Annotated in this window: 9 protein-coding genes; all 9 read right to left on the bottom strand. The window is 66.4% G+C overall.

The genetic code is table 11. The features are described from left to right. Positions 1 to 120 precede the first annotated feature (120 nt). Positions 121 to 2,298, bottom strand: a complete 2,178-nt coding sequence (locus VZ068_RS10200; RefSeq protein WP_259150564.1) for a methyl-accepting chemotaxis protein — start codon at positions 2,296 to 2,298, stop codon at positions 121 to 123. Positions 2,299 to 2,596: 298 nt separating this feature from the next. After that, entirely contained in the window at positions 2,597 to 3,127 is a 531-nt protein-coding gene (locus VZ068_RS10205; RefSeq protein WP_259150562.1) for a hypothetical protein, read from the bottom strand. Positions 3,128 to 3,420: 293 nt separating this feature from the next. After that, entirely contained in the window at positions 3,421 to 5,691 is a 2,271-nt protein-coding gene (locus VZ068_RS10210; protein ID WP_349657562.1) for a methyl-accepting chemotaxis protein, read from the bottom strand. Positions 5,692 to 6,065: 374 nt separating this feature from the next. Continuing rightward, positions 6,066 to 8,333 (bottom strand): methyl-accepting chemotaxis protein, encoded by a 2,268-nt coding sequence (locus tag VZ068_RS10215; protein ID WP_276580913.1) that lies wholly within the window; start codon positions 8,331 to 8,333, stop codon positions 6,066 to 6,068. A 225-nt stretch (positions 8,334 to 8,558) separates the two neighbouring features. Next, entirely contained in the window at positions 8,559 to 10,565 is a 2,007-nt protein-coding gene (locus tag VZ068_RS10220) for a chemotaxis protein CheA (protein WP_259168113.1), read from the bottom strand. Between the two features lie 33 nt (positions 10,566 to 10,598). After that, entirely contained in the window at positions 10,599 to 10,964 is a 366-nt protein-coding gene (locus tag VZ068_RS10225; protein ID WP_002806565.1) for a response regulator, read from the bottom strand. Next, the gene (locus VZ068_RS10230; protein WP_046964533.1) at positions 10,961 to 11,269 is read right to left on the bottom strand and encodes an STAS domain-containing protein; all 309 of its coding nucleotides are present in this window, start codon (positions 11,267 to 11,269) and stop codon (positions 10,961 to 10,963) included. The genes VZ068_RS10225 and VZ068_RS10230 overlap by 4 nt, the downstream gene beginning before the upstream one ends. A gap of 97 nt (positions 11,270 to 11,366) precedes the next feature. Further along, positions 11,367 to 12,665 carry a chemotaxis protein CheW gene (locus VZ068_RS10235; protein WP_349657563.1) on the bottom strand — a complete coding sequence of 433 codons (1,299 nt, stop codon included), beginning with the start codon at positions 12,663 to 12,665 and terminating at the stop codon, positions 11,367 to 11,369. After that, on the bottom strand, positions 12,662 to 13,444 hold the full coding sequence (locus tag VZ068_RS10240; protein WP_010375633.1) for a ParA family protein: 783 nt from the start codon (positions 13,442 to 13,444) through the stop codon (positions 12,662 to 12,664). Before VZ068_RS10240 ends, VZ068_RS10235 begins: the two co-directional genes overlap by 4 nt. Between the last annotated feature and the right edge of the window lies 1 nt (position 13,445).

Here is a 13,445-nt window from a genome sequence, read left to right on the forward strand (position 1 = left end):
ACGACCAATACACTCACCGGGCGGCGGTGAGCCAGGTGCGGGTGGCATGGACCACCCGCGTACTGCATCCGTGAGCACCGTGGCGGCCTTGCGGCCGCACGGAAGTTTGGTGAGCCGCGCTCAGTAGGCGGCCATTGCAACGCGCTTGGGCGCGCGTGCGCCTGCACTGCCGAGCTGTGCGGGCGATGCGGCCACCACCCGGAAGATCGACACCGCATCGTCCAGTTGCTGCGCCTGCTGCTGCATCGCGTTGGCGGCAGCGGTGGCTTCTTCCACCAGCGCGGCGTTCTGCTGGGTACTCTCGTCCATCTGGGTGACGGTGAGATTGACCTGCTCGATGCCGGCCGACTGTTCCTGCGAGGCGGCGGAGATCTCGCTCATGATGTCGGTGACGCGCTGCACCGAGGACACGATGTCGGCCATGGTCTTGCCGGCCTGATCCACCAAGGCCGATCCCTGCGCCACCTTGCCGACCGAGTCGTCGATCAGGTGCTTGATCTCCTTGGCCGCACCGGCCGACCGCTGCGCCAGCGTACGCACTTCCGAAGCCACCACTGCAAAACCGCGGCCCTGCTCGCCGGCGCGTGCCGCTTCCACCGCGGCATTCAAGGCCAGGATGTTGGTCTGGAAGGCGATGCCGTCGATGACGGAAATGATCTCGGCGATCTTCCTGGACGAGGTCTGGATGCCGGACATGGTATCCACCACCTGGCTCACGACCTGGCCGCCCTGCGAGGCGACGCTGGCTGCGCCGATCGCCAACTGGTTGGCCTGACGCGCGCTCTCGGCGTTCTGTTTGACGGTGGAGGTGAGCTCTTCCATCGAGGCGGCGGTTTCTTCCAGATTGGCCGCCTGTTGTTCGGTGCGCTGCGACAGATCGTTGTTGCCGGCGGCGATTTCGCTGGCCGAGCCGGTGATGGAACCGGCCGCCTGCTGGATACGCCCGACGATGCCGGCCAGCTGCGTGGCCGTGGTGTTGGCATCGTCACGCATGCGTGCGAACACGCCATGGAATTGCCCGTCCATGCGTGCAGTCAGGTCGCCTTCGGCCAGTGCCGCCAGCAGCTCGGACAGCTTGCCCAGATTGCGGTCGCTGACCTCCATCATCGCGTTGAGATCGTTGATCATGCGCGCCGAATCGTGCTTGAAGCGCGCTGCATCGCCACGCTGGCTGAAGTCGCCATTGGCCGCCGCCTGCGCCAGGCGCTTGATCTCGGTGTTGATGGCCAGCAGGCTGGCCTTGGCCGCATCCATCGCCTCGTGCAGCACCGCCCGGGTGCCGGGCAGGCGCACCGCATCGCGCGACAGGTCGCCCTGGGCGTATTCGTTGAGGATGCCGATGGCATCGACGATGGCGTCCAGGTGCTCGAAGATCATGGTGTTGATGCCGGTGGCCAATTCGCCATAGACACCGGGGAAATCGTTCGGCATGCGGTGGGTGACGTCCTCCCCGGCATGCATGTGCATCATCACCTTGGTCTGCGCGGAAAAGCGCTCCAGGGTGTGCACCATCTCGTCGGTGGCCTTGAGCATCTGGCCGATTTCATCGTTGCCATGCTCGGCAGTGCGCACGCTCAGATCGCCACGTGCCACGCCCTTGATCGCCGCCAGGGCGCGTGCCACCGGTTCCAGGATCGAGTTGCCGATCAGCCAGCCGACCAACAGGTTGATCAGCACCAGCACGCCGCCCGCCAGGGTCACCACGCCGGTGAACGCCAGCGCCTGCGACTGGGTGTCGTCCAGATACACGCCGGTCCCGATCACCCAGCCCCACGGCTTGTACAGCGCCGCGTACGAGGTCTTCTGCACCGGGTCTTTCTGTCCGGGCTTGGCCCAGGTGTAATCGACGTAGCCGCCGCCGGCCTGCGCGGCGGTCACGAATGCCGGGAAGATACGCTTGCCGTCCGGGCTGAGCACGTCGGTCAACGGCTTGCCGTTGAGGTCCGGGCGGGTGGGGTGCATCAGCATCACCGGCGCCTGGTCGGTGACGTAGATGTAGTCCACGCCACCGCGTGCGCGCATGGTCGACAAGGTGGCCAGCGCTCTGCTCTTTGCAGTCGCCACATCCATCTCGCCCTTGTCGGCGCGCTCGGCGTAGCCGTTGACCACCGCCATCGCCATTTCGATCTGGCTCTTGAGCCCATCGCGACGCGTATCGGTGAGATCGACGTACTGCATGCGTGCCGCGACGACGGCCAGGATGATGATGCCCAACGCAACGAGCGCCGTCTGGGCGAAGAATTTGCGTTTCAGCGGCACATTGGCCAACGTCTTTGCGAGCGAGCTCTTGAACGTCATGACAGGTATCCAGCGAGAGGATGGTGACCGGGATAAGTCGAATAGCGACCCGGTAATAGAAATGTTGAGCGTGGCGAGACGTCAGTTGTGCTGGCGCCGCGTGCCATGTAACGACGTCCGCAGGCACGCCGTCGCAGGCATCGCCACAGCGCCATCGGCTGACGCCTGCACGCGGTGAACCGGCACGCGGCAGGCTACGCATGAACCGCAAGGCGGATCACGTGAAGCGGCGTGGCGTGTTGCAGGGGGTGTGGCGATGGCCGCGCCGCGACCGAGCGGCACCGGCTGGAAGGCGCGCCTAGCGCTGCGGCGTCTCGACCTTGGCCACCGATGCCTGCAGGTTCTGCAGCTCGGTCCAGAGCACCTGGTGGGTATCGCCGGGCTGGCCAAGCGAGAACGCTTGCGCCTGGTACAGGTCGCCGGCATGCAGGGCACGATTGGCCAGACGCTGTTGCTCCAGATACTGGCCCAGCCGCTGCTGCACCACTGCAAACTGGCGCGCCTGCTCGCCTTGCGGAGCGCTGGCCTGGAAGTATCCGGCATGCCGGGCGATGCGTTGACGCAGATTGCCCATGCGCTCGTCATAGGCCTGCACACGGGCCGCGTCGTGCGCTGCGGCAAGCTGTGCACGCTGGTCTTCGCGCAATTGCACCAGGTCGATCGCCAGCGACTGCAATGCGCTCACCGGCACGCTGTCCAGCAGCACCGACACCGGTGCAGCCGGTGCGGCAAACGAGGGCGGCAACGACACGCTCGCTGCCAGCATGGCCACGGCGAACACGGCGCCCAGCATGTTGCGGGCAGAGCGGATGGAGTTGGCGGTATGCATGCGGACGTCCTTCGACATGGCGCGGGCGCTGGCGCCCTCATTGCCATGTGTATCGGCCGCGGAAGCTTGCGCTTGATCACCTTTCGACCAACGGCAACCCGGGTGGGTGAATCGTTGGCCTGGTGAACCAGCCGGTGATGCCGGCCGATGGCATCCGCACAGCACAACGCCCCGGCGGCTGGCCGGGGCGTCGGGGCGCCGGGAGGCGGACGGAGGACGACTGGCGCGGTGACGCCTAGCGCCACCGGCACCCGAAGCTACCTCCCAGCGGGAGCTGGGAGGTAGCTGTGCGCTTAGAACTCGCGCCAGTTCGCCTGGCTGTCGGCGGTGGTTGCCAGGGCCGGGCGCAAGCCGGGGACGGGCGTGATTGCCGGCTTCGCTTTCGCAGGGTCACGGGGGCGGGGCGACCGCGTCGAGGCGACGCTTGCCAGCTGCTGCGGGGCAGGGCGGGGCGTCGCTGTCGGCTGCGTCGTGCCGGGGTGGATCTTGAAGATCGCCACTGCATCGGACAGCTGGCCAGCCTGGTCCTCCATCGCACGCGCAGCAGCGGTGGCTTCTTCCACCAGCGCAGCGTTCTGCTGGGTGGCTTCGTCCATCTGCGTCACGGTGAGGTTGACCTGCTCGATACCGGCCGACTGCTCCTGCGAGGCAGCGGAGATCTCGCCCATGATGTCGGTGACGCGCTGCACGCTGGCCACGATCTCGGTCATGGTGGTGCCGGCCTGGTCCACCAGTAGCGAGCCCTCGGCGACCTTGCCCACCGAGTCGTCGATCAACTCCTTGATCTCCTTCGCTGCGCCGGCCGAGCGTTGCGCCAGGGTGCGCACTTCGCTGGCCACCACCGCAAAGCCGCGGCCCTGATCGCCGGCACGCGCCGCTTCCACCGCCGCGTTCAAGGCCAGGATGTTGGTCTGGAAGGCGATGCCGTCGATGACGCTGATGATGTCGGCGATCTTCTTCGACGAGGCCTGGATATCGGCCATGGTGGCGACGACCTTGCTGACCACCTCGCCACCCTGCGAGGCCACGTTGGCGGCGCCGATGGCGAGCTGGTTGGCCTGGCGTGCGCCTTCGGCGTTCTGCTTGACGGTGGAGGTGAGTTCCTCCATCGAGGCGGCGGTTTCTTCCAGGTTGGCCGCTTGCTGCTCGGTACGCTGCGACAGGTCGTTGTTGCCGGCAGCGATTTCGCCGGCAGCGGTGTTGATTGCGCTGGTGGCCAGCTGGATGCGCCCGACAATGCCGGACAACTGCTTGGTGGTGGCATTGGCGTTGTCGCGCATCTGCGCAAACACGCCATGGAACTGGCCGTGCATGCGCTCGGTCAGGTCGCCGGCAGCAATGGCCTGCAGCACCCCGGACAACGCACCGAGGTTGCCATCGGCGGTGGCCATCAACTGGTTGAGGCTTTCCACCATCGCCAGAAAGTCATGCTGAAACCGCTGCGTATCGCCGCGCACGCTGAAGTCGCCATGCGCGGCGGCCTGCGCGAGCAACTGGATCTGGCCGTTCATCGCCGAAAGGTTGCGCTTGACCGCATCCATGGTGTCGCTGAGCACGGCCTTCTCGCCGGGCAGGCGGTCCATGTCCTGGCTCAGGTCGCCGATGGCGTAGCGCGACATGATCTGCGCCAGCTTCATCTTCACTTCGATATGCGATGCGACCAGCGCATTGGTGTCGCGCACCATGCTGCCGTATTCGCCAGGAAACGCGGCCTGATCCATGCGGAAGCTGATCTGGCCGGCGTCGTGCCGGCGCGCCATGTCCTGCTGCGCGGCGGCCACCGCCTTGAGCTGATCCTGCATGCCGCGCATGCTGGTCAGCAACTGGCCAGGCTCGTCGCCCGGCTGCGGGCCGATCGGGTTATCCAGCTTGCCGTGCGCGATCGCCTCGGCCACCTGCGTGGCCTGTTTCAGCGGGCGTACCAGGCTGCGCGAAATCAGCCACGCCAGTGCAGCGGCCAGGCCGGCCGACAACAGACCGAAAGCGATCAGGGCGCGATTGGCCAGCGCCACGCTGCTCAGGATCGTGTCCGCACCAGCGGCGTTCTGCCGGTTCTGCAATTCCACCGCGGCGGCGATCGCCTTGGAACGGCGTTGCAGCAAGGGCTGCGCCTGGCCGTTCAACAGCTGCTTGGCGCCGTCGAGATCGCCATCGCGCACCATGCCGAGCAGACGGTTGTTGGTGGCACGGGCCGCGGTGAGGCTGTCCTGGATGGCCTGGCGCGCGCGCATGCCGTCGGCGTTGGTTGGCAGCTGCTGCAGCGCCGCCCAGAGTTGTGCGTAATGCGCGCGGTTGTCCTTGAGCTGGGCATCGACGGCGGACCGTTGTTGCGGGGTGGCCAGCATGAAGTCGCGCAGGTAGCGTTCGCCGAGCATGTTGCTTTCGCGCATCTGGTTGAGCAGCGCAGCCTTGCGGTTGTTGACCTCGATGATAATCGAGACCTGCTGTTTGACGGTCTTGAATTCGTACAGCGCCAGGGTGGTGGAGCCGGCCAACAAAACGATCAGCAACGCGAATGCCAACGCCAGGCGTCGCCCGACGGTCAGGGAGTGCAGGAATGTCATGGTGTTCTCTAGGGGAGGGTGGGAAAGAGGTACACCGGTAGCGTTCGCTCGGCGGGTTTCTTGAGCCGTTCGCCCTTGCCTTGCACGCTTGCGTTCAGCGCGATCGGCGCAACCACGCTGGGTTGGCTCGATGCGCGTTGCGGCTGCCCATGCCACGGGATGACATAGGCGGGCTGGTTTGCAGGCCATTCCCCGGCGTGGATTGCGATCGACGCCGGGAGGCTCTGTGCTGCGGAGTGGCCAGGACGACAAACGCGTGCCGCCACTGGAGGCGCGCAACCACGACCCGCCTCACGCAAACGCACAAGCCCCGGCATCGCTGCCAGGGCTTGGGGGTGCAGACCGCGTCACCGCAGCCGATGTTGCGCAGGGCCTCAGAACTCGTGCCAGCTGGTGTCGCCACCGGAAGCGGTTGCCAGTGCAGGGCGTGCCGCGGCTTGCGGCTTGCCCGCCGCAGCCTTGGCGGCAGTGCGCTTGGTCGCAGGCGTCTTGAGCGGCTTGGGCGCTGTCGGGGCGGGGCGCGCCGTTGCCGTCGTCGTTGCTGCGGTGGGCTGCAGTTTGAAGATCGCCACCGCGTCGGACAGCTGGCCGGCCTGGTCCTCCATCGCACGCGCTGCAGCGGTGGCTTCTTCCACCAGCGCAGCGTTCTGCTGGGTGGCTTCGTCCATCTGCGTCACGGTGAGGTTGACCTGCTCGATGCCGGCCGACTGCTCCTGAGACGCCGCAGAAATCTCGCCCATGATGTCGGTGACCCGCTGCACGCTGGCCACGATCTCGGCCATGGTCTTGCCGGCCTGGTCCACCAGCAGCGAGCCTTCGGCCACCTTGCCGACCGAGTCGTCGATCAGGTGCTTGATCTCTTTTGCGGCACCGGCCGAGCGCTGCGCCAGGGTGCGCACTTCCGAGGCCACCACCGCAAAGCCGCGGCCCTGCTCGCCGGCACGTGCGGCTTCCACTGCGGCGTTCAAGGCCAGGATATTGGTCTGGAACGCGATGCCGTCGATGACCGAGATGATCTCGGCGATCTTCTTGGATGAGACCTCGATACCGGACATGGTGGTGACCACCTGCGACACCACTGCGCCGCCCTGCGAGGCCACATTGGCCGCGCCGATGGCGAGCTGATTGGCCTGGCGCGCATGCTCGGCATTCTGCTTGACGGTGGAGGTCAGTTCTTCCATCGAGGCGGCGGTTTCCTCCAGATTGGCCGCCTGCTGCTCGGTGCGCTGCGACAGGTCCTGGTTGCCGGCGGCGATCTCGCTGGCCGCCGAATTGATCGAGGTGGTGGCGTGCTGGATACGCCCGACAATGCTGGACAGCTGTTCGGTGGTGGCGTTGGCGTCGTCGCGCATCTGTGCGAACACGCCATGGAACTGGCCGTGCATGCGCTCGCTCAGATCGCCGGCCGCAATGGCCTGCAATACCTTCGACAGGGAGGCAAGGTTGGCATCGGCGGTGGCCATCAGTTGATTGAGGCTGTCCACCATGGCGTGGAAGTCGTACTGGAAGCGCTGCGCATCGCCGCGCACGCTGAAGTCGCCATTGGCCGCGGCCTGCGCCAGCGTCTTGATCTCGCTGTTCATCGCCGAGAGATTGCGCTTGACCGTGTCCATGGTGTCGCTGAGCACGGCCTTCTCGCCGGGCAGGCGATCCATGTCCTGGCTCATGTCGCCGATCGCATAGCGCGACATGATCTGCGCCAGCTTCAGCTTTACCGCGATATGCGAGCCGACCAGGCTGTTGGTGTCGTGCACCATGGTGCCGTACTCGCCCGGAAACGCGGTCTGGTCCATGCGGTAGCTGATTTCGCCGGCATCGTGGCGCTGGGCCATTTCCGACTGCGCTGCGAGCACGGCCTGCAGTTGTCGCTGCATGCCTTGCATGCTCTGCAGCAGCTGCCCGGCCTCGTCGCGGCTATCGACATGGATGGCGTTGTCCAGCTTGCCTTGCGCGATGGCACCGGCCACCCGCGTCGCGCGGCCCAGCGGGCCGGCGATGCTGCGTGCGATGAACCAGCCTGCGAAGGCGGCCAGCAGCACCGCCGAGGTCATTGCCGCGATCATCACCTGCACCGAGCGCTGGTAAGTCGCTTCGGCCTTTGCGATTTCGCTGTCCATGTGTGCGCTGTTGAACTTGGTCAGCTCGACGAGCTTGGCAAACAGGTCGCGCCGCGCCGGGCGCGATCGTTCGTCGGAGACGGTGTTGGCGGTGACCAGATCGCCGGCGCGCAGGGCGGCGCCGAGCGCTGCATTGGCGTTGTAGTACTCGGCCAGTTTCAGCTTGACCGCGTCGTACAGCTCGGCCTCTTTGCCGGGCGTGGTGGTTTTGGCGTAAGCCTTCTGTGCGACATCGATATCGGCGCGCGCCTTGTCCATGCGCTCGAAATAATTCTGCACCGCCTTCGGATCGTCGGCATGCGCCAGCTGAGCCAGTTCGTAGGTACGGAATTCGCCGAGCAGGGCACGCATTTCGCTCAACTGCTGCACCGCCGGTGCCCAGACATTGCCGATTTCGCGTAACAGGTGGGCGCTGGATTGCATGCGCACCAGCGCGAACACGCCAAGGCTCAAGGTGATCAGTGCGGTAAACGAAAAGGCGACAGCCAGCTTGCGTGCGACGGCGAGATTGCGGAACCAGTTCATGAGAGTCATCTCTTGAGTGCAGAGATCAATGGGCACCGTGGACGTCCGGAAAGCACGCAGACGTCGAAAACGGTCGTTACGTCAGACATGGCCGAGGGCCAATCCACACCGCGGGTCGTGCCATGCCGCGCGGGTCTGCAAGTACCGGCGGCCCCCAGGCCGCCGGTCAACATCACACCTGAAGCTGTACTGCGCGGCGTCCGTGCCGCAACTGCCGGTGATGCGTCAGGCGGCCTGCGGAACCCGCAGCGAGCGCACCAGTCCACCGATATCCACGATCAGCGACACACGGCCATCGCCCAGGATGGTGGCGCCGGAGACGCCGGGGATGCGCCGATAGTTGTTTTCGATGTTCTTGACCACGACCTGCTGCTGGCCGAGCAGTTCGTCCACTTCCAGCGCGATCTTCTGGCCGTCGCCTTCGACCACCACCACCAGCGGTTCCTGCGAGGATTGCTGCCCGCCGAAGCCGTAGTAATTGGTGAGCGAGAGGATCGGCAGGTACTCGCCGCGCACCCGCAGCACGCGGCCGTCGCCAGCCATCGAGCGGATGTCTTCGGCGGCCGGCTGCAGTGCTTCGAGCACGTAGGCCAGCGGCAGGATCAGGGTTTCGCCGGCCACCGACACGGTCATGCCGTCCAGGATGGCCAGGGTCAGCGGCAGGCGGATCAACACGCGGGTACCGCTGCCGGCGTTGCTTTCCAGCTGCACTTCGCCACCCAGGCCCTGGATGTTGCGGCGGACCACGTCCATGCCCACGCCACGACCGGACAGGTCGGTGACGGCATCGGCGGTGGAGAAGCCCGGCGCGAAGATCAGGTCCCACACCTGCGCATCGGTCGGGTTGTCCGGCACGGCGATGCCGCGTTCGGCGGCTTTTTCCAGGATCTTGGCGCGATTGAGGCCACGGCCGTCGTCGCTGACTTCGATCACGATGTGACCGCCCTGGTGCGAGGCCGCCAGGGTGATCGTGCCGGTCTCGTCCTTGCCGGCGGCGCGACGCGCATCGGGCATTTCCAGGCCATGGTCGATCGAGTTGCGCACCAGGTGCACCAACGGATCGGCAATCTTTTCGATCAGGCCCTTGTCCAGCTCCGTGCCTTCGCCGATGGTGCGCAGGCGCACCTGCTTGCCGAGGCGGCTGGAGAGGTCGCGCACCAGGCGCGGGAAGCGGCGGAACACCGCATCGACGGGCAGCATGCGCACGCCGATGACCGCTTCCTGCAGATCGCGGGTATTGCGTTCGAGCAGGTCCAGGCCGGCGAACAGCTGTTCGGCGTGCGCCGGGTCCAGACCGGTGGAGACCTGCTTGAGCATGGCTTGCGTGATCACCAGCTCGCCGACCAGATTGATCAGTGCATCGACCTTGTCGACGCTGACGCGGATCGAGGTTTCGGCTTCTGCGGCGGCGGCCTTGGCCGGTGTCGCAGCAGCGGCGGCAGGTTCGGCAGCAGCGGCAGGTGCCGCAGCGACGGCGACGGGCGCCGCGACAGCGGCTTCCACGGCCAGGCTCGGCGGCGGGCCGGGCACCGCCATCGGGCGGATCTCCAGCTCGCAATCGTCCACCACCCAGGCAAAGGTGTCTTCGATCTTGCTGCGCGGAATCTTGCCGATCAGGCCCAGATCCCACGCCAGATAGGCTTCCAGCGGGTCGATGTTCTCAAAGCCCGGCATGCGCTCCAGGCGCGCGGCAATCTGCAGCGGGCCCAGGTGCTCGAGCTCGCGGATGATGCGCAGCGGGTCGTTGCCGCTCATGAACAGCGACGGCGCCGGAGTGAAGCCGATGTGCCAGGCTTCGGGTTCTTCTTCCTTCGGCTTGGCCACCGCCACGGCGGCCGGCGCTTCGCCCGCGAGCACCGCGTTCAGGCGGGTGTGCACGGCCTTGACCGCGGCCGGGTCGGCCGGGGTGCCGTGTTCGGCTTCGCGCAGCAGCGCGCGCAGCACGTCGACCGAGCCGAGCATGGCATCGACCGCATTGGGTTCGAGCTGGCGCTTGTTGGAGCGCAACTCGTCCAGCAGCGTCTCCAGCACGTGGGTCAGGCCGGCGACCGCTTCGAACCCGAAAGTGGCAGCGCCGCCCTTGATCGAGTGCGCGGCGCGGAACACCGAGTTGATGATTTCCGGGTCGCGGTTGCCCTCTTCAAGGGACAGCAGCCCGGCCTCCATCGCGTCGAGCCCTTCACGGCTTTCCTCGAAAAAGGTGGCGTGGAAACGTTGCAGGTCCATGCTCATGGGCGTGAGATCCGATGGTGAAGCGAGTAAGGATTAACCGAGAACTTTCTGCACGGTGGCGATCAGCTGTTCCGGATTGAACGGCTTGACCAGCCAGCCGGTGGCACCGGCGGCCTTGCCTTCGGACTTCTTGTCGGCCGCCGATTCGGTGGTCAGCATCAGCATCGGAGTGAACTTGTAGTCCGGCAGCTGGCGCAGCTCGCGAATCAGCGAGATGCCGTCCATGTTGGGCATGTTCACGTCGGTGACCACCGCATTGAAGCGCTGGCCCTTCGCCCGGCCCAGCGCAACGGCGCCGTCTTCGGCTTCTTCGACGGCAAAGCCGGCAGAGGTGAGGGCGAAAGAGACCATCTGGCGCATCGACGCCGAATCGTCCACCACCAAGATACGTGCGCTCATGCGGCGTTCTCCACAGATTTCAGGTTGTCATTGGATGCGGAAAGCCCAAGCGCGTCGGTGACGCCGAGCAGACGTGCCGCATCTCTAAAAGTGTCGTTGCAGCCATCGAATTCGGTATGCAGACCGGCCTGGCGGCGACTCTGCACGAAGGCACAGAGCAACTGCACACTGGCGGTGTGGATACGCCGGACTTCACCGGCATCAAGCACCAGGTCGCCGTCCTGGGTGAGGAATTCGGCAAGCTTCTGCTTGAGGTCGGCGCTGGTCTCGATGCCGAGATCCTCACCCAATGTCACTGTGCTCATTGTTGCTCCGAACGGATGGTTCTATGCGTACTAACGGCGGAAGGTGGGAAAGCTTTAACGATGAATCGGTGACACGCCAGATTGCGCAAGCTCGGCGTTAATGCAGCAGGTGCGTGGCATCGAGCAGGATCATCGGTTGATGGCCCAGGCGTGCGACACCGCGGAACAGGTTGTTGGAGATGCGGCACAGGCGGGCGTTGTCCGGCGGTTCGATCTGCTGGTCGGTGAGGCTGGTGACGTCTTCCACGGCCGACACGCGCAGGCCCATGGTTTCGCCGTTCTCTTCCAGCACCACCACGCGCGTCTGCAGGTCCATATCCACCGGCGATGAGCCCAGGTGGATGCCCAGATCGATCACCGGTACCACCTGGCCACGCAGATTCATGATGCCGAGCATCGCGCTGGCGGTGCCACGCAGCGGCAGCAGCGGCACCGGCAAGACCACTTCCTGCACCTTGAGCAATTCCAGCGCATAGGTCTGTTCGCCGCAGCGCAGACGCAGCCAGCGGGTGCTGCGTTCGCTGGCGCGGCGCTCGGCATGGATCTTGTCGGCCTGACCGGGGGCAAGCAGTGCCTGCAGCCCTTGCGGGTACACCGGCGCGGGCGCGGCGCGCGGGGCGGCCGGCGCTGCACGCGGGGCAGGTGTGGGGGCAGGCGCTGCGACCGGGGCGGCTTCCAGCCCGAAGGCCGGATCGGCATCCATTTCTGCCAGCAGATCGGCGGTCAGCAGGTCCACTGCAGAAGAGGCGGTGCCGAAGGCGGGGTCGGCGTCCATTTCGGCCATCAGGTCGGCCGTGCTCATGAACGCGCTTGGCGCGGCCGGGGCGAACGCCGGGTCGGCATCCATCTCGGCCAGGAAATCGGCGGCAATGTCGGCAGCGCTCGGTGCGGCAACCACCGGCGGCCCGAAGGCGGGGTCGGCGTCCATTTCTGCGAGGAAGTCGGCAGCGATGTCGTCGGCGCTGGGCTTGGCGACGACCGGCGCGAAGGCGGGGTCGGCATCCATTTCGGCAAGGAAGTCGGCAGCGATATCGTCGGCGCTGGGCTTGGCGACGACCGGCGCGAAGGCAGGATCGGCATCCATCTCGGCCAGGAAATCGGCAGCGATGTCGGCAGCGCTGGGTGCGGCGATCGCGGGCGCAGCGAGCGCAGGGTCCGAACGCATGTCGGCCAGCAGATCGGCAGCAATGACCTCCGGCGTTGCGGCGACCGCAACCGGCGCGTCGGCGACAGCGACGTCGCTGTCTTCGATCGTGGCGAGCGCCGCGGCCGGCTCGGCGGGCAGGGGTGCAGCGACAGCAGTGTTGGCGACGGCGGCGGGAATCTCCACGCCGGCATCGTGCAGCAAGCCTTCCAGATAGTCGTCCAGCTCACCGTTGGCGGTGTGGTTGCTCATGCGGCTTGCTCCATGCGCATCGCGTCATCGGCCAGCACCCATTCCAGCGCGCGGCGATAGGCGGACAGGCCGCGGCCCTGATAGTCGCCGCCGGTCGCGGGGACGGTGAGTGCGGCGGCATTGCAGATACGGGTGTCCATCGGAACGGCGTCTTCCCACACCACCGGGCCGTAGGTGGTCTGCATTTCCTTGAGCGTTTCGTTGCCGGCGCGGGTGCGGCGGTCGAACAGGGTCGGCAGGATCGACACCGGCAGTTCCCGGCGACGCGAGCGCTGCACCATGTCGGCGGTGCGCACCATGCTGGCAAGGCCGTGCAATGCGAGCGGCTCGGCCTGGGTCGGCACCACCACGCGGTCGCAGGCTGCCAGCGCGTTGATCATCAGCAGGCCAAGCGTGGGCGGGCAGTCGAGCAGGATGTAATCGTGCTGACCGGCGTGGCGGGTCATGGCGTTCTGCAATGCCAGGCCCAGGCCGGGTTGATTGGCGCTACGGCGCTCCAGCGTGGCCAGTGCGGCTTGCGCGCACACATACGACAGGCCAGGGATGCTGCTTTCGTGCGCCAGGCTGGCCAGATCGCTCGGCGGGGTGCCGAACAGGTCCAGCACCCCGCGCGGCGGCGGGTCGACCGCCACGCCGAACGCGCGGGTGAGCGAGGAGTGCGGGTCGAGGTCGATCAACAACACCCGATGGCCGAGCGCGGCCAAGCCGCGACCCAGTGCCAGCGTCGTGGTGGTCTTGCCCACGCCGCCCTTTTGGTTGGCGATTGCCCAGATACGCATC

It is taken from the genome of Xanthomonas sp. 10-10, assembly GCF_040182365.1.
In the GTDB taxonomy this organism is placed as follows: Bacteria; Pseudomonadota; Gammaproteobacteria; order Xanthomonadales; family Xanthomonadaceae; genus Xanthomonas; species Xanthomonas arboricola_F.